Origin of the sequence: Halopiger aswanensis (genome assembly GCF_003610195.1) — an archaeon.
In the GTDB taxonomy this organism is placed as follows: domain Archaea; phylum Halobacteriota; class Halobacteria; order Halobacteriales; family Natrialbaceae; genus Halopiger; species Halopiger aswanensis.
On the sequence record NZ_RAPO01000002.1, the window covers coordinates 124,337 to 141,266 of the forward strand.

A 16,930-nucleotide genomic window follows, 5' to 3' on the forward strand; every position below is an offset into this window, starting at 1 on the left:
CTGTTATTCGAAAACTCATAGCCAAATTATTATATCATCTATGCTAACCCACACGATATGTTATCGGATCGGAGTTCTCATCGCCAATGGGCCACTAAGAAACTAAAAGAGACAATTGATGAATACGATTTGAGACCCATATTATTTATCGGATCTGGTATCTCTCAAAGATATCTTGATGATGCACCCAGTTGGGATGGGCTATTAAGGGAATTAATAAACGAATGTCCGGACACGCACATTGATTACCCGTTGGAGTATTACAAACAAAAATATAGCAATCCACGCATTGGAACAGAAATTGCAGATGCTTATGCTGAGTGGGCGTGGGAAGTAAGAGAAACCTCAATATTTCCCGACTGGACATATGAACATGAAAATAGGGAGGTGTTTCTGAAACAAAAGGTATCGGAGAAGTTTGACGACCTCTCACCAGACTCTATCGAAGACTTCGATAAAAATATTGAAGAAGCAAAGATTCTTCAAGAGATAGGACCCCACGCAATCATCACGACAAACTATGATACCGTGATCGAAGAGGTGTTCCCCGACGAATATAACACAATTGTTGGTGAACAAGTGTATGACGTTGACTTCACGAGTATTGGTGAAATCTACAAAATCCACGGATGTACTAATGAACCGGAGAGTATCATTATAACTGAAAACGATTACCAGAGATTTTTGAATAGAAAGAAGTATTTGAGCGCAAAACTACTCACCTACTTTGCAGAACACCCTGTTGTTATTTTAGGATATGATATCACAGACCAGAATGTTACCACTATTCTTTCTGACTTAGATACTGTTACCACTGATGATGAAAATGATCTTCTAGAGAATATTTTCCATATAGATTTTACAAGAGGAATATCCAATAATGATGATTTGCAGAAATATAGTGTGGTCAATCATGAAGATGGTGGGAGATCTCGCGTACGTTCTATCAGTGCAGAAGATTACAGTTGGATTTATGAGACACTCACCTATGAATCTGAACTTTCTGCTGTCAAAATAAAACATCTGAGAGAACTAATGAACAATACGTATAAGGTTGTAACTCAGGATGCCCCCAGAAAAAAGGTGCAGATCGAGATTCTTCAGCAGGCCTCTGATGAAGATGAACTCACAAATATGCTAGGCGTGCTCCCCATGGACGGAGATTCTGAGAGTGCAGATATACTTAGGAAATATCTTATCAATCAGAAAGAATCTGAGACCCGAGATGGAGAGAACTTGCAAACAAACCTTGAGCTAGCGACATTGACGTTCATTGGTGATAAGAACCAGACATTAAGTTCAGATGAAGTGGTTCTCATGATGAGGAAAGAGATCGACGAGTTAGATTGGAACGATGACCGATGTGAACTTCTTATCCACAGTAGTTTGGAAAATGGGTTACACGGTGTTGAATGGCTATTAATGCATAATGAGGATATCTCTGAAGTTCTTCATGATATCGCCGGGAAAGTCGGGAAGAAGAACAAAGCTCAACGACTCGAATACATTCTTTATGTTCTTGGGGAGGAGGAGCCCCTTCAAACTCTGTCGGAAAATGAAAGTATTCAGCAGTATAAATTGAACTATGAAGAATTCCTTGAAAATATCAACAATCCTGTTGAAGAGAGAGTGGGTCGATATGGTGCCAGTGATACGATTCATTACCCAGATGGAGAAACTACGTATGACGAACTATTAGGAGACCAGGAAAAGACTGAGAAAGTGTTGAATAGCCTGAATGAAGCAATACTTCCAGATACAGGTGTTGAATTAGGAAGAACAAACCCGAAGATGTACTTCAGAGCAGCAGAATTGGTTAAAATTGCGAATGTGACCGGCCTCACTAACGATTAGAATTCATTCCAGTTCCTTTGTAGACAACTCTCCCTGAAGATATTCAAGGCCCTGACCGGTAATCTGATACCGACCGCTTTCGATTTTCTCCACTAATCCATATTCGTTTAAATCAGACAATTTCCGTGCAACGTTTTCCTGTGTATAGTCCAGATTATATGCGATGATCGCAGGAGACTGGATTTTAAGTTTCGTCTCTTGAGCTTCAGCTAACGATTCTAAAATATGATACGCACTTCGAGTCATCCAATCTGGTCTATCTCTAAGCGACACAAATTTATCTACAGCAGCAGCTACAATCGTTATTTCTAATTAATCAGTGTATGCTGATCTCAGATTTGTTTCTATTGATTAGATATAAGTAATTTCGGTTGTTGGTGATTTGTAACGGAAGCCGGACGGACCAACCAGTACGTGGTTGGAATCTCGTCAGAAACGCAGGCCCGGTGTAAGGGCACCGACCTGCTGGCTTCCGTAACCACACTACGGAAGCATGCAATTGCACGACACCGCGGGGAATAAACGTCCCGCTCGAGAGTCGTATCGATCACATACGAACTCGGCAGTGAACGGAAAGGGCCACCACCACCCCGACGCTGTACCGCGCTTTCGGGTTTACCGTTCATTCTGGCCGTTTTCCGCTCACCGAAATAGAGCGGTTTTCTACCCGGATATCGTCACAGAGAGACGTTTTCGGCGATTTTCCGTTCACCTCCGCTGTAGACACAAGAAGTACCCCCTCTTGCCAGTAGGTATGTTCGATCTGTCAACCGAAATTTCGGTTACGGGGGGTAGCGCATGAGCGACGAACTCGAGCCGATGAAACCACGGGAAGCCGTGGACATGTGGATCGATCGGCTGCAGTCCACGCGGGCTGACGAGACGCTCAAGAGCTACCGCTATCGGCTGAAACCGTTTCTCGAGTGGTGTAACTCGGAAGGAATCGACAATCTGAATGATCTCACCAGCCGTGACATCTTCCAATATGACTCACATCGGCGGTCTAAGGGGCTGAAGGTATCGACGTTAAATAACCAGATCGGCACGCTCAAGCAGTTCATTGAGTTTTGCGAACGGATCGATGCGGTCCCGGAGGGACTTCCGGCGAAGGTCGAAGTCCCGTCAGTCAAGCTGGCCGATCGAGTCAATGACGAGCTGCTGTCCGCCAATCGTGCCGAGACAATCCGAGAGAATCTACACCTCTACCAGCGCGCGTCGCGACGGCAAGCGATGTTCGAACTGCTTTGGCATACCGGCTGCCGTCTCGGTGGGCTGCGCTCGCTTGATCTTCGTGATTGCTTTTTCGAGCAATCGGACCTCGAGCGGCTTCGCCATCAGGACGATATCGAGAAAGATGCGCTCGAGGCGGTCGACGTGCCATTTGTCTACTTCCGCCACCGACCGGAGACGCCGCTGAAGAACAAGCGCGAGGGAGAGCGTCCGGTGGCGCTCGAGCAAGAAGTTGCCGACCGAGTGCAGGAATACATCGACATAAATCGAGTCGAGCGAACTGATTCGGACGATCGAAAGCCCCTGTTCACGACCGAGAAAGGCGAGAACGCCAGAGTATCGAAGTCGAGCATCCGGCGGGAGGTCTACATCATGACTCAACCCTGTCAGTGGGGTTCCTGTCCTCACGATCGGAATATCTCGAAGTGCGAAGCCCGGGAGCACGGCCACGAGGCACGGTGTCCTTCGAGCCGATCACCGCACCCGCTTCGAACCGGCGCAATCACGCACATGCGCGATCAGGGTTGGCCGCCAGAAGTCGTCGCGGAGCGAGTGAACGCCACCCCTGAGGTGATCAGAGAGCACTACGACCACCCCGACCCGATCCGGCGAATGCAGTCTCGTCGCGAGTTTCTCACGGAGGACTCAGCATGACTGCAGCAATTGCTCAAATCGGGCAGTTCAGCATGCGTAAAAGCCGAATCGACCACCTCGGCGGTCCCACTTCTCATTCCCTGAGTGTTCAACTCTTAGCGGCTCGTGTCTCGAGACGGCCGAAAATTCAGTTCTCGGTTTCGGCACAATATCAAATACCGGATATTTCATCTGGTGATGGACAGCGTGACGGTCGTACCAGAGCCGTTAGCCGGCCAGTCGATATACTTTCACTGCGATTCGCTCGTCTCCGATCGGTTCGGATCCGTCTTCGGTGACGAAAGCGGCGGCGTTCACCGTGTTCGGAGTTCCACTCCTCCGTGCGGTTGACTCGCGGAGCCGCTGCTAAGGTGTCGTCCGAGGGCTCGCGCACACTCCGTCAATCGGTCCTCCCGAGTTAGTTGTGTCGTGACCAGATCCGACACTGATGGCCGCTCTCGAGCCAGTCTCACCTGTCGTCGGATGGCTCGTCGAGGTCGTCCGTATTGACTCGCGAAAACGACGAACTACCGCACTGGCACCCGTCTCGAGAGCCGAGTGGAATGATTCGCCCGGTCTCAGTTTCGGTTGCAGCGTAGACGGCGCTACATTCGTCACAGGCAGCGAGAAAGTCATCCCCCGTCTCTGTCATCGGTTGGTCACGTAGTACTTAATACGACGACCAAATTATATAGGTCTAGGGTAATCCGAATCGGTGTCCTGCGGGCGATTCGGCGCGCGATGACGTGTTCACTTTCGACCAGACGACCGCACGTACTATTGCGTCGAGTCAGCGTGGATCGATTCTACCGTGTGACGACTCGAGCACAGCGAACTTCCGGTCCGTCGTCGGAACCATCACAATAGTATAAAGATTCAAGCCGGTGCTGCAGCGTAGAAGTCGATAGAACGGATGATCGTCCCGACACACACCCCTGCAATCCATACTCCGAGCTGGCGTGTGTGGGACGAGCGCAAGCGTCAGTGGGACCGCGGCCAGCCGATTAACTCCCGGAAGCCGATCGAATCTGAGCCGCGGGTCGAGACGACCCGCAACGCCGGGAGGCACAACCGATGATCAAGCGACTCGACGACTACATGTCGCCGGCCGTCACCAAGACGACGCTATACCACGTCGTCCGGCTCGGGCTGCGGGTATACATGATCGCATTACTCGTCGCGGGGGGCTACAGCCTCCTTTGGCTCGCCGAATTCGCCGACGTCATTCCCGAGCGGTTGGTGTCGACGATCTGGATCGCCATCGCCGTCATGGGAACGCTCTTTCTGGTCCTTCTGATTCCGCTCTTTTACGTCTCGCAGTCGAGCGACCGGTAATCGGGTCTACTGCTGGTGACCGACAGCGGCGCGATGACGATCATCGGTGCTACTGGTATCGAGCGCTTTATCGCACGCGACTTCCGATACTCCGTCGATGACGGTCGTCCTCGCAGGCGTCGGTGCCGACAGCACGAACCTCGGCGCGCTCGGACCGCTGTACGATGACGGGCAGTTCGAGTACATTCCGATCCCCGAGAAGACCCGCGAGACGAGCGAAGCCGAAACCCTCGGCTCGTGGGAGCTCCGCGCCAGCGACGACCACCGCGTCGCGGCGGATCTCACGACCCGCATCGAACCCCAGCCCGTCCGCGGCGGCGTCGAGACCGTCACCGGCGACGCCCTCGAGTCGTGGCCGTTCCACCGCGATCCGAACTTCGAGGCGCTCACCTACGGCGAACACCGCACCAGCGGCTACGTCTCCCGGCTGCGCGCTCTCGAGCCGGGCGACGTCGTGGGCTTTTACGCCGGCTTACGCCGTCCGGGCGGAGAGCGCGCACACCGGTACCTGATCGGCTACTTCACCGTCGATCGCGTCGACGTAATCTCGCCAGAGACGCCGCCCGCGGAGTGCGAAGCGATCTTCGAAGCCCATTCGGAGAACGCGCACGCGAAACGCGCTCGAGACGGGGAACCGTACCTCGCGGAGAAAACGATCGTCCTCGTCGACGGTCGCGAACCCGGCGGCCTCTTCGATCGGCATCCGATCCGGTTGAGCGAGTACGTCGTGAAGCCGGGCAACGAACGCCCGCAGTACTATCTCCGCGAGGAGGTGGCGTCGGCTTGGAACGTCACCGAAGGCGGTGCGAACATGATGTTCAAGCCGGCGTACCGCTGTGAGCTTTCGGGCGAGCGGTTCCGCGAGTTGGTCGGGCAGCCGAGAGCTCGGGCGGCCGCGGACGCGACGGTCGAGACGCCGCAGCCCTGACGACGCCGACGGTATCGTCGACTGTCCGCGAGATCAATCGGTTTCTTGTATCGATAGGTCGAACTGCCGACGAGTGACTGACGACAGCCCTGGTACCGAATCCGAATCTGAATCTGAATCTGGATCTGGATCCCGCACCCGACACGATCGCATCACCCGCCACCCGACCGCGGGGCCGCGCAACTCGCTCGCGTTCTGGACCGACGCCAAGCACCCGCTCCGGATCGCGATCAACTACGTTGTCGTCTGGCTCGTCCGGATCTCGCCGAGCCTGCGGCTCAAGCGCTGGCTCATGCGTCGCATCGGCGTCACCGTCGGCGATGACGTTTCGTGGGGGCTCGAGGCGACACCGGACGTCTTCTGGCCCGAACTGATCACGCTCGAGGACCACGCGATCGTGGGGTACGACGCGACCCTGCTCTGTCACGAGTTCTTACAGGACGAGTACCGGACGGGCGAGGTCGTCGTCGGCGAGCGGGCGATGATCGGCGCGGGGGCGATCGTCCTGCCGGGCGTCGAGATCGGTGCCGAAGCGCGGGTCGCGGCGAACTCGCTCGTGACGCGGGACGTCGAACCCGGAACGACGGTCGCCGGCGTGCCGGCGCGGCCGATGGGTGGGGATAGCGATGACGACACCGGAGCTACGGCGGACGAGGCGGACGAAAACGAGAGCGGCGAGCGGTAACGCGTTGGACAGTAGCGCGTCGTTTCGATACCGGGTTACAGCGACGACCAGGACTTGCGCGCCTCGTTCCACGAGGTGATGCTCGCGATCCAGCGCGCGGCGATCATCTTCTTTAAGGTCTGGGCCGGGACGCCGCCGAAAGTGCCGACGGGCAGGGAGATGCCGAAGCCCGGCTTGACTTCGTGGGCGACGGCCTTCTCGCCGACGGAGACGACGGTCCCCTTGTCCTCGTGTTCCCAGGTCTTGAGCGGCCGGTTCTCGATCGCGCGGGCGATGTTCTCGCCGGCGACCTCCGCGGCCTGCCAGGCGGCCTGTGCCGTCGGCGGTGCGGGCTGGTCGCCCTGATCGATAATCGCCGAGTCGCCGATCGCGAACACGTGCTCGTCGGAGGTCTGGAAGTTCGGCTCGGCGTTGACGCGGTTGTGCTCCTTCTCGAGTTCGGCGTCGTCTAAGGCGTCGCGGCCCGTGATGCCGCCGGTCCAGACGAGCACGTCGTGGTCGAGGGGTTCGCCCTCGTCGAACTCGATGTGGTCTTCGGTGGCCTCGGTGATCGGGTCGTCCGTGTGGATGCGGACGCCGGCTTCCTCGAGCAGGTCGCGCAGGGCCTGCTGGATCTCCGGATCGTTGCCGGGGAAGATCTCCTCGAGTGCTTCGACGAGGTGGATCTCGATCGGCGCGCGGTGTTCGTCGCGGAACTCGGCGATCTCGCCGGCGGTCTGGATCCCGGAGAGGCCGGCGCCGCCGATGACGATCTGCGCGGGGTCGCCGCGGGTCGCTTCCTGGCTGGCCTCCTGGACGGCCTCGTGGATCTCGAGGGCGTCGTCGAGACTCTTGAGCGTCAGGGAGTGTTCCTCGAGGCCGGGGATGCCGTAGTAGGCAGTCTGGCTGCCCAGCGCGACGAGGACGTAGTCGTACTCGACGTCGTCGCTGTCGGCGAGTTCGACGACCTGCTCGTCGACGTCGAGGCCGACGACTTCGTCCTGGATGAACCGGGTCGAGGGGTCCGCGATCTCGGTTACGGGGAAGGTGATGTCCGAGCGGACGTCCGGATCGCGGATCACGCGGTGGGCCTCGTGGAGTACGAGGTGGTAGTCGACGTCAGCGATCCACGTTAGTCGCGCGTTGCCATCGAGTGCCGACTGGAGTTTGGTGACCGCACCGGCACCGGCGTATCCGGCGCCAAGTACGACGACGTTCTCAGTCATACCAACTAGTCTAAAAGCCTACGATACAAAGGTATTGGAACCGTTATACCGTGGTTCTCGTTACCATCGATCAATGATGGCGCGGGGGTCCGTGGCCGAACGCACCGCTCAGAGGATCCGCTTGCCGAACGCGCTCGCGGTGAGTTCAGCCGCGAGCGACGCCGTTTCGTTCGCCTCGTCGAGGATCGGGTTGACTTCGACGACGTCCATCGAGCGGAGTATCCCGTCGCGGTCGTGGCGCTTCGAGACGGTCTCGAGGGCGGCGTGGGCCTCGCGGTAGGTGACGCCGCCGCGGACCGGGGTCCCGACGCCCGGCGCGGCCTTGGGATCGATCATGTCGAGGTCGAGGCTGACGTGGACGCCGTCGGTACCGTCGGTCGCGACTTCGAGGGCGTCCTCGACGACGGCCGTCATGCCCCGCTGGTCGATGTCGGACATCGTGAACGCGGTCATCTCGCTTTCGCGGACCAGTTCCCGCTCGCGCTCGTCGATGCTGCGGAGGCCGACGTAGGCGATCGAGTCCTCCTGCAGTCGGGGGGTGTGGGCCCAGTCCATGTCCCCGAAGACGCCTCGGCCGAGCACGGCGCCAAGCGGCATGCCGTGAACGTTGCCGCTGGGCGAGGTTTCGGGCGTGTTGAGGTCGGCGTGGGCGTCGAACCAGATCGCGCCGATGTCCGCGTCGCGTGCGGAGCCGTGGAGCGATCCGATCGCGACCGAGTGGTCGCCGCCGAGCACGAGCGGGAACTCGCCGTCAGCGAGCGTCTCCGCAACGCGGGCGGCGAGCCGGACGTTGACTCCCTCGATCGCCGGGAGGAACTTGGCGTTCTCGACTCCTGAACTCTCCGACTCGGTCGATGTGAGTCCGGACGCCTCGTCCGTATCGGGGTCGATCTCCTCCGCGCGCGGCATCGAGAGGTCCCCGTCGTCGATCGGGTCCACGCCCGCGCGCTCGAGTTCGTCGGCGAGGCCGGCGTAGCGGATCGCCGACGGCCCCATGTCGACGCCGCGGCGGTTGGCCCCGTAGTCCATCGGCGCACCGATGATTCGAACGGTCGCGTTCGTCTTCATGCGTAGCCGTACGCCGGGCACCGGTTTGGTCGTGACGATCCCCTGTGGCCCACCCTCGAGCAGTTGACTCCTCGATCGGTCGATTTCGGTGGCGGTAGATTTAGGGGTAGACGGGGCTAAATCTCGAGTATGATGCTGAGCGACGTGATGGAAGACTACCTCAAGGTCATCTACCAGCTCCAGCGGTCGACCGACGACCGCATCAAGACCTCCGAGATCGCCGCGGAGCTGGACGTCACGTCGCCGACGGTCACCAGCATGCTCGACAAACTCGAGGACCGCGGGCTGGTCGACCGGGAGAAGTACCGCGGGGTAACGCTCACCGACGAGGGCGAGACCGTCGCGCTCGAGGTCGTCCGCCACCACCGCCTGCTCGAGGCCTACCTCACCGAACACCTCGACTACGACTGGTCGGAGGTCCACGACGAGGCCGACCGGCTCGAACACCACATCAGCGAGGACTTCGAGGCCCGCGTCGCCGACGCGCTCGGCGAACCGGAGGTCGACCCGCACGGGTCGCCGATCCCCGGCGCCGACCTCGAACCCCCCGAACGCCCCGAGGGGAAGACCGTCTCGGAGTTTGCGGAGGGCGAAACCGTCGTCGTCGAAGAGGTCGCCGACCGCGACCCGGAGGTACTGTCCTACCTGGCCGACCACGGCGTCGAGCCCGGCGTCGAACTCGAGATCGTCGAAGTTGCCCCCTTCGGCATGGTGACCGCCCGCTCGAGCGCACACGACGAGCCGGTCTCACTGCCGGAAGCGGTCGCACGACACGTCCGCGTTTCCTCGCCAACGAAAGTCGAACAATAGTTCTTTTCGAACTACTTTCGTCCACCATATTCTGATTTCGGTTGGTTTAGATCCAGTCTAATGCAGTATGCGCGGAAAAGCTATAAGTTTAGATTCGTCTAATCGATACGTGATGAGTACGGTAGCTGGACCGGACGGAGGTGAGTGACGAATGCGTGAGCGATCGAACGGGGCGCTGCCCCAGTGGCTCCTCGCGGTCGGTCCCGTCCTCGTTCTCGGTTCGATCCTCGGGCTCCTGTCCCTAACGACGCCCTTCGAGGCCCTCGTTGCCGTCGACGATGCGAGCACGCTCGAGATCGTTTGGCTGCTCACGGTAATCGGGGCGCTCGCGGGCGTCGTTCCGGTCGCGATCGGCATGCTCTGGTTTCCGTTCATCCGGGATCTCGACCCGCGATATCTCCACGGATTCCTCGCGCTCGCCGGCGGCGTGCTGGCGTTTATCGCGATCCAACTGACGGTCGACATCGTCGAAACCGGACTGGCCGCCGACCGGACCGGGCTGGCGATGGGGCTCGCAGTCGTCGGCATCGTCGGGACGTTCGTCGCGATGCACGCGGTAAGCGCGTGGCGACAGCGGACGATGGCCGCGGCCGACACGGACGCGAACGGACTCGCGATCGCGTACCTCGTCGCGCTCGCACTCGGCCTGCACAGCATCGGCGAAGGACTCGGGATCGGCGTCTCCTTCGTCCGCGGCGACACCACGCAGGTGACCCTGCTCGTGCTCGCGTTCGTGACCCACAACGTCATGGAAGGACCGACCGTCGTTGCCGCGGTCGCCCGCGACCGGACGGCGCCCCCGCTGCGTCACTTCGCCGCGATGGGGCTGCTCGCCGGCGGTCCGGTCATCCTCGGCGGTTGGCTCGGCAGCTTCGCCAACTCGGCGCCGCTCGCCGTGTTGTTCTTCGCGGTCGCCGTCGGTGCGATCGCACAGGTGCTCATCGAGGTTGCGGGGCTGATCCGCTTCGACGCCGAGGGCGTCCTGACTCGGACTAACGTCGCCACCTTCGCGGTCGGATTCGCCCTGATGTTCTTCCTCGAGGACGTGCTCGCCGGTGCGTTGCTGAACGGGGTGCTCGTGCCGTCGTGATCGACGCCCGTCGACGTCCGTCGATGCAGCACCGCTGATCGGACTGCAGGCCTACGTGGGTCGCTCCCGCACCCGGAACCGAAGAGAAACGCCTTACTGTCCCCGCTGCCGATACCGAAATCCCGAAGAACGACCGACGTCACCCGTCGGGTTTAAGGAAATCAACTACGAACAATTCACCATGTCATCAATTGAACTAACCCCGAGTCAGAAGAAGATCCTCCGCGCGCTCACGAATCTCCACAAGGAGTCCGAGGACGCGATCAAGGGGGAGGACATCGCCGAACAGGTAGACCGTAACCCTGGTACCATCCGCAACCAGATGCAGAGTCTCAAGGCCCTCCAGCTGGTCGAAGGTGTACCGGGGCCGAAAGGTGGCTACAAACCGACAGCCGCAGCCTACGAAGCCCTCGAGATCCAGCAGATGGACGATCCCGCGTCCGTCCCGCTCGAGCACGAGGGCGAGCCGGTCGAGGACGTCATCGTCGAGGAGATCGACCTCTCGAGCGTCCACCACCCCGAACTCTGCCGCGCGGAGATCCACATGCAGGGGACGATCGACGGCATCTCGGAGGACGACGCCGTCACCGTCGGTCCGACGCCGCTGTCGAAGCTCGTGATCGACGGGCGCGTCGACGGCAAGGACGACACGAACAACATCCTCATCCTCCGGATCGAGGACATGACCGCCCCGGGCGAAGAGCCGGCACACTGATCGCCGTCCTTCCCCAGTCACCGACAGCCAACACTGGCCGCGACCGGACGGCCGGACTCTAGACCCGTCTCTCCCGATTTCTGGTCTTCTCGTCTTCTTGTCTCCGCGTCTTCTCGGTTCCGCGTTCGCACCCTTGCCGCTCCGCTAGTCGGTTATGCTGGTGCTTTGAATCCGAAGTCACGCCGGCGCTCGAGCGGTCAGTCGCGAGCGCGAACGGTGAAAAGGGGCCGTTTCTCGCTGCTAGCGGCTCCGGCGTCGAATCGAGGCGAACCGCTCAGTCGTCGGCTGCGTCGGCGTCTACGTCTGCGTCTTCCTCGATGTCGGACTCGAGCGACTCGACGGGAACGACGTCGACGCTCGCGACCGCGTCGTCGCCCTCGACTTCCATCACGATCACGCCCATCGTGTTGCGACCGACCGTCGAAATCTCGTCGACGCGGGTGCGCATGATCTGTCCGTCCTCGCTCATCACGACGAGTTGATCGTCGTCGTCGACGGCTTTGACCGCCGTCACCGGTCCGTTCCGGTCGCCGGTCTTGATGTCGATCAGCCCCTTCCCGTACCGGGACTGGCGGCTGTACTCGGAGAGGCGAGTCCGCTTCCCGTACCCGTTTCGGGTGACGGTCAGCAGGGCCTTGTCGTCGGCCTCGTCGGTCGCGACCAGGCCGGCGACCGCGTCGTCGCCCTCGAGTTTGATGCCGTTGACCCCGCGGGCGTTGCGGCCCATCGCGCGGACCTCGTCCTCGTCGAAGCGGATCGTCATCCCGCCCTCGGTGGCGATCACGAGGTCCTTCGTGCCGTCCGTGACCTCGACGTCGACGAGTTCGTCGCCCTCCTCTAAGTCGGAGGCGATGATACCGGTCGAGCGGATGTTATCGAACTCCTCGCCGGCGGTCCGCTTGACGTAGCCGTTGCGCGTGACCATCGTCACAAACTCGTCGTCGGCCAGCGCGTCGGTGTCGACGATGGCGGTGATGTCCTCGCCGTCGTCGAGGTCGAGGATGTTGACGGCGGACTTCCCGCGGGCCGTCCGACCCATCTCGGGGATCTCGTAGGTCTTGAGCTGGTAGACTTTGCCCTGATTCGTGAAGCACAGGAGGTAGTCGTGGGTGTTCGCCCGGAAGACCGTCGAGACGCGGTCGCCCTCCTTGACGTCCGCGCCGATGATGCCCTTGCCGCCTCGACCCTGGGGGTCGAAGTCCTCGATGGGCATCCGCTTGACGTAGTCGTCCTCGGTCATGACGACGAAGACCTCTTCCTCGGGGATGAGGTCCTCGTGGGTGACCGTCCCCTGATCCTCGACGATCGAGGTCCGGCGCTCGTCGCCATATTCGTCCTTGACCTCGCGGAGTTCGTCCTTGATGACCTCGAGCAGCTTCTGTTCGCTCTCGAGGATGGCGGTCAGGCGCTCGATTTCTGCCTGAACCTCCTCGTACTCGTCCTCGATCTCGGCGGCCTCCATCGAGGTGAGGCTGCCCAGTTGCATGCGGACGATGTGGTCGGCCTGATCCTGGGAGAAGCCGTAGGCGTCCTGAAGGTTCTCCTTCGCGTCGGAGCGGGTCTCGCTGTCGCGGATCAGTTCGACCACGTCCTCGGCGTTCTCGACGGCCTTCAGCCGGCCCTCGAGGATGTGCGCCCGATCCTCGGCTTCCTCGAGGTCGTACTCGCTGCGTCGGCGCACGACCTCGCGGCGGTGGGCGACGTACTCCTCGAGCGTTTCCTTCAGCGACAGCACCTGGGGCTGGCCGTCGACCAGCGCGAGGTTGATGACGCCGAAGGTCTTCTCTAAGTGGTTCTCGAGCAGTTTGTTCTTGACGACCTCGCTGTTGGCGCCGCGCTTGAGTTCGATGACGACGCGGACGCCGTCGCGGTCGGACTCGTCGCGCAGGTCGGAGATGCCCTCGATCTCGCCCTCGTTGACGTCCTCGGCGATTCGCTCGACGAGGCGGGCCTTGTTGGACTGGAAGGGCAGTTCGGTGACGACGATCCGCTCGCGGCCGTTCTTCCACTCCTCGACCTCGAACTCGGCGCGCACGCGGAGGCGTCCGCGGCCGGTCTTGTAAGCGGAGTAGATGGCGTCGCGACCGACGATGTTCGCACCCGTCGGGAAGTCGGGTCCCTTGACGTGCTCCATCAGGTCCTCGACCGTCGCGTCGGGGTTGTCGATCAGTTCGATCGTCGCGTCGATCACTTCCCCGAGGTTGTGCGGCGGGATGTTCGTCGACATCCCGACCGCGATCCCCGAGGAGCCGTTCACCAGCAGGTTCGGGAACGCCGCCGGCAGGACGTCGGGCTCCTGCAGGCGGTCGTCGTAGTTCGCCGAGAAGTCGACGGTGTCCTTCTCGATGTCCTCGAGCAGTTCCTCGGAGATGGGCGACATCCGGGCCTCCGTGTACCGCTGTGCGGCGGCCGGGTCGCCGTCCATCGAGCCGAAGTTCCCCTGGCCGTCCACCAGCGGATAGCGCATCGAGAAGTCCTGGGCCATCCGGACCAAGGTGTCGTAGATCGCGCTGTCGCCGTGGGGGTGGTAGTCACCCATCGTCTCCCCGACGATCGAGGAGGACTTCCGGTGGGAAGAGCCGCTCGAGACGCCCATCTCGTGCATCGCGTACAGGATGCGGCGGTGGACGGGTTTGAGGCCGTCCTCGACGCGGGGGAGCGCACGACCCGCGATGACGGACATCGCGTAGTCGATGTAGCTCTGCTCCATCTCGTCCTCGATGCGGACGTTCTCTACGGCTCGAGCCTCTACGTCTGTCGGATCGGGTACGTCTGAACTCATGTGGACATCACCTCAGCTACCGCGGCTATATGTCGATCCACTCTGCCTCCGGCGCGTTCTCCTTGATGAACTGCTTGCGCGGTTCGACCGCGTCACCCATCAGCACGGAGAACATCTTGTCCGCGGCGGCCGCGTCCTCGATCGTGATCTGTTTGAGGATGCGGTTCTCCGGGTCCATCGTCGTATCCCAGAGCTGCTGGGGATTCATCTCGCCCAGGCCCTTGAACCGCTGGACCTGCGACGGCGAGCCGTCGCACTTCTCCTCGATGATCTCGTCGCGCTCCTGATCGGTCATCGCGTCGTAGGTCTCGCCGCGGTACCGGATGCGGTACAGCGGCGGTTGGGTCGCGTAGACGTAGCCGCCTTCCAGCAGCGGCCGCATGTGCCGGTAGAAGAACGTAAGGAGGAGGGTGCGGATGTGGGCGCCGTCGACGTCGGCGTCGGTCGCCATGATGATCTTCTTGTAGCGGACGTCCTCGACGTCGAACTCGTCGCCGACGCCGGCGCCGATCGCCGTGATGATGTTCCGGATCTGGTCGTTCTCGAGCACCCGATCGAGGCGGTGTTTTTCGACGTTCAGCACCTTCCCGCGGATCGGGAGGACGGCCTGGAACTCGGGGTTGCGGGCCTGCTTCGCGCTGCCGCCCGCGGAGTCACCCTCGGCGATGAACAGTTCGGCGTCCTCGGGATCTTTGGTCTGACAGTCCGCGAGCTTGCCGGGCAGCGAGGTCGACTCGAGGGCCGACTTCCGCCGCGTCAGCTCCTCGGCCTTCTGGGCGGCCATTCGCGCTTTCGCGGCCTCGACGGCCTTGGTGATGATCGCCTCGGCGGTGTCGGGGTTCTCCTCGAAGTACGTTCCGAGCCCCTCGTGCATGGCGCTCTCGACGATACCACGGACTTCCGAGTTGCCGAGCTTGGTCTTCGTCTGGCCCTCGAACTGCGGGTCGGGGTGTTTGACCGAGATAACCGCGGTCAGCCCCTCCCGGATGTCCTCACCCTTGAGGTTGTTGTCGAGGTCGCCGAGCATGTTGTTCTCGTTGGCGTAGTCGTTGACCGTCCGCGTGAGGGCGGTCTTGAATCCCGTGAGGTGGGTACCGCCCTCGCGGGTGTTGATGTTGTTCGCGAAGGCGTGGATCGAGCCCTGGAGCTCCTCGGTGGCCTGCATCGCCACCTCGACCTGGATGTTCTGCTCCTCGTCCTCGAAGTAGATGATGTCGTCGTGCATCGCCGAGCGCGTCTCGTTCAAATACTCGACGAACTCGCGGATGCCGCCCTCGTACTCGAAGGTCTCCTCGACGGGGCCCTCGTCGTCGGCGTCGCCGGCGTCCTCGCGCTCGTCGCGCAGCGTGATGCGCACGCCGGAGTTGAGGAAGGCCAACTCGCGAAGGCGGTTCGCGAGCGTCGAGAACGAGAACTCGTTGGCCTCGAAGATGCCGGTGTCGGGCCAGAACCGGACTTCGGTGCCGGTCTCCTCGTCCGGCTCCATGTCGCGAACGCGCTCCATATCGCCGACGGGCTCGCCGGCTTCGAAGGCGTGGCGGAAGACGCCGCCGTCGCGCTTGACCTCGGCCTCGAGGCGCTCGGAGAGGGCGTTGACTACCGAGACGCCGACGCCGTGGAGGCCGCCGGAGACCTGGTAGGACTTGTTGTCGAACTTGCCGCCCGCGTGGAGGACCGTCAGGATGACCTCGAGGGCGGGGCGATCGTACTCATCGTGCGTGTCGACGGGGATGCCGCGGCCGTCGTCCGCGACGCTCACCGAGCCGTCCTCGTGGATGGTGACGGTGATGTCGTCGCAGTAGCCGGCCAGCGCCTCGTCGATCGAGTTGTCCACCACTTCGTAGACGAGATGGTGGAGTCCTCGAGAGTCGGTAGAACCGATGTACATCGCCGGCCGTTTCCGCACGGCTTCCAGGCCCTCTAGGACCTGGATTTGTCCGGCGCCGTACTCGCTTTCCTGGGACATGAGAAACCTGCTTTCGGGTAGTGGCTACCGACTAATAAAGCTCACGTACGCGCTCGCGCGCGAAACGCGAGAAGCGGATAATGTTCTCCCCAGCGGCTGCAAGCCCAAAGTAACCGCGCGTCGGCCGTTGTATCGACCGCCCGGCTGACCGGTCGTCTGCGTCCGCGTCCGTCGGATCGGTATGAACTGCGGGTTCTAACGGCGCGTCGTGTTGGTTTCGCTGATCGGATCTGACGGCGTGTAACCGGTCGCACGGGCCACTAGTGCCTCGATTTCATCGACTCGAGACCGTCCGGTCTCTGGATGTGACAGAATGACGGCACTTGGAATGCTGCTGGTCGAAATCCACCAGTACAAGAATTCCGTTGATACGGGGCCTGACTACGCGGTTAATCGGATCTTCCCCGTACGGGCCGGTTTCCGAGTGCAAAATTTGATAGACTCCTTTCACCTGCCAGCCAGCAACTCACTTGGCAGGATACCCCAGATAGGGACGAGGCGAATTAGGCGACGTGTCGCCGTCTCTCGCGCCGAAACGGTCGCCACCGCGTTTGGCTTCCAATCGGGGACGAGCGCACCCGTCTCCGACCCCACTACACATGATCGACTCATTCGATCGGACGGGCACA

General features: G+C 60.7%; 13 protein-coding genes. 8 read left to right on the forward strand and 5 right to left on the reverse strand.

The window, feature by feature from the left end; translation table 11 throughout:
• Positions 1–57: 57 nt before the first annotated feature.
• Complete coding sequence (locus ATJ93_RS07760) at positions 58–1,854, forward strand: SIR2 family protein (protein WP_120244086.1); 1,797 nt, start codon at positions 58–60, stop codon at positions 1,852–1,854.
• A gap of 3 nt (positions 1,855–1,857) precedes the next feature.
• Here the strand turns inward: ATJ93_RS07760 and ATJ93_RS07765 are convergent, their stop codons facing one another.
• Positions 1,858–2,100, reverse strand: a complete 243-nt coding sequence (locus ATJ93_RS07765) for a transcriptional regulator (protein ID WP_120244088.1) — start codon at positions 2,098–2,100, stop codon at positions 1,858–1,860.
• Between the two features lie 552 nt (positions 2,101–2,652).
• On the opposite strand from ATJ93_RS07765, the gene ATJ93_RS07770 reads away from it, so the two are divergent.
• From ATJ93_RS07770 to ATJ93_RS07790, 4 genes are all read left to right on the forward strand, one after another.
• Positions 2,653–3,738, forward strand: a complete 1,086-nt coding sequence (locus ATJ93_RS07770; RefSeq protein WP_120244090.1) for a tyrosine-type recombinase/integrase — start codon at positions 2,653–2,655, stop codon at positions 3,736–3,738.
• 1,053 nt (positions 3,739–4,791) lie between these two features.
• Positions 4,792–5,052, forward strand: coding sequence for a hypothetical protein (locus ATJ93_RS07780; protein ID WP_120244092.1), 261 nt, complete (start codon positions 4,792–4,794; stop codon positions 5,050–5,052).
• 97 nt (positions 5,053–5,149) lie between these two features.
• Positions 5,150–5,980: an Nmad3 family putative nucleotide modification protein gene (locus ATJ93_RS07785; RefSeq protein ID WP_120244093.1), complete on the forward strand. Its 831-nt coding sequence runs from the start codon at positions 5,150–5,152 to the stop codon at positions 5,978–5,980.
• Between the two features lie 73 nt (positions 5,981–6,053).
• Entirely contained in the window at positions 6,054–6,665 is a 612-nt protein-coding gene (locus ATJ93_RS07790; RefSeq protein ID WP_120244095.1) for an acyltransferase, read from the forward strand.
• Positions 6,666–6,700: 35 nt separating this feature from the next.
• On the opposite strand, the gene ATJ93_RS07795 is transcribed toward ATJ93_RS07790, so the two are convergent.
• Both ATJ93_RS07795 and rocF read right to left on the reverse strand, forming a co-directional pair.
• Positions 6,701–7,870 (reverse strand): NAD(P)/FAD-dependent oxidoreductase, encoded by a 1,170-nt coding sequence (locus ATJ93_RS07795; RefSeq protein WP_120244096.1) that lies wholly within the window; start codon positions 7,868–7,870, stop codon positions 6,701–6,703.
• 108 nt (positions 7,871–7,978) lie between these two features.
• Positions 7,979–8,938 carry an arginase gene (gene rocF / locus ATJ93_RS07800; protein ID WP_120244098.1) on the reverse strand — a complete coding sequence of 320 codons (960 nt, stop codon included), beginning with the start codon at positions 8,936–8,938 and terminating at the stop codon, positions 7,979–7,981.
• A 129-nt stretch (positions 8,939–9,067) separates the two neighbouring features.
• Here rocF and ATJ93_RS07805 point away from each other — a divergent pair, with 129 nt between their 5' ends.
• The 3 genes from ATJ93_RS07805 to ATJ93_RS07815 all read left to right on the forward strand — a co-directional run bounded on the left by ATJ93_RS07805 (position 9,068) and on the right by ATJ93_RS07815 (position 11,553).
• On the forward strand, positions 9,068–9,748 hold the full coding sequence (locus ATJ93_RS07805; RefSeq protein ID WP_120244100.1) for a metal-dependent transcriptional regulator: 681 nt from the start codon (positions 9,068–9,070) through the stop codon (positions 9,746–9,748).
• A 151-nt stretch (positions 9,749–9,899) separates the two neighbouring features.
• Positions 9,900–10,838 carry a ZIP family metal transporter gene (locus tag ATJ93_RS07810; protein ID WP_120244101.1) on the forward strand — a complete coding sequence of 313 codons (939 nt, stop codon included), beginning with the start codon at positions 9,900–9,902 and terminating at the stop codon, positions 10,836–10,838.
• Between the two features lie 181 nt (positions 10,839–11,019).
• On the forward strand, positions 11,020–11,553 hold the full coding sequence (locus ATJ93_RS07815; protein WP_120244103.1) for an Rrf2 family transcriptional regulator: 534 nt from the start codon (positions 11,020–11,022) through the stop codon (positions 11,551–11,553).
• Positions 11,554–11,827: 274 nt separating this feature from the next.
• Here ATJ93_RS07815 and gyrA read toward each other — a convergent pair whose 3' ends face one another.
• Both gyrA and gyrB read right to left on the reverse strand, forming a co-directional pair.
• Entirely contained in the window at positions 11,828–14,335 is a 2,508-nt protein-coding gene (gene gyrA / locus ATJ93_RS07820) for a DNA gyrase subunit A (RefSeq protein ID WP_120244105.1), read from the reverse strand.
• A gap of 25 nt (positions 14,336–14,360) precedes the next feature.
• Complete coding sequence (gyrB, locus tag ATJ93_RS07825; RefSeq protein WP_120244107.1) at positions 14,361–16,301, reverse strand: DNA topoisomerase (ATP-hydrolyzing) subunit B; 1,941 nt, start codon at positions 16,299–16,301, stop codon at positions 14,361–14,363.
• Between the last annotated feature and the right edge of the window lie 629 nt (positions 16,302–16,930).

Excerpts from the sequence above, each read along its gene's own strand:
- ATJ93_RS07760 (WP_120244086.1), top strand. The coding sequence starts at position 58 with ATGTTATCGGATCGGAGTTCTCATCGCCAATGGGCCACTAAGAAACTA.
- ATJ93_RS07795 (WP_120244096.1), bottom strand. The coding sequence starts at position 7,870 with ATGACTGAGAACGTCGTCGTACTTGGCGCCGGATACGCCGGTGCCGGT.
- ATJ93_RS07780 (WP_120244092.1), top strand. The coding sequence starts at position 4,792 with ATGATCAAGCGACTCGACGACTACATGTCGCCGGCCGTCACCAAGACG.
- ATJ93_RS07805 (WP_120244100.1), top strand. The coding sequence starts at position 9,068 with ATGATGCTGAGCGACGTGATGGAAGACTACCTCAAGGTCATCTACCAG.
- ATJ93_RS07770 (WP_120244090.1), top strand. The coding sequence starts at position 2,653 with ATGAGCGACGAACTCGAGCCGATGAAACCACGGGAAGCCGTGGACATG.
- ATJ93_RS07765 (WP_120244088.1), bottom strand. The coding sequence starts at position 2,100 with ATGACTCGAAGTGCGTATCATATTTTAGAATCGTTAGCTGAAGCTCAA.
- ATJ93_RS07815 (WP_120244103.1), top strand. The coding sequence starts at position 11,020 with ATGTCATCAATTGAACTAACCCCGAGTCAGAAGAAGATCCTCCGCGCG.
- gyrA (WP_120244105.1), bottom strand. The coding sequence starts at position 14,335 with ATGAGTTCAGACGTACCCGATCCGACAGACGTAGAGGCTCGAGCCGTA.
- rocF (WP_120244098.1), bottom strand. The coding sequence starts at position 8,938 with ATGAAGACGAACGCGACCGTTCGAATCATCGGTGCGCCGATGGACTAC.
- ATJ93_RS07785 (WP_120244093.1), top strand. The coding sequence starts at position 5,150 with ATGACGGTCGTCCTCGCAGGCGTCGGTGCCGACAGCACGAACCTCGGC.
- gyrB (WP_120244107.1), bottom strand. The coding sequence starts at position 16,301 with ATGTCCCAGGAAAGCGAGTACGGCGCCGGACAAATCCAGGTCCTAGAG.
- ATJ93_RS07810 (WP_120244101.1), top strand. The coding sequence starts at position 9,900 with ATGCGTGAGCGATCGAACGGGGCGCTGCCCCAGTGGCTCCTCGCGGTC.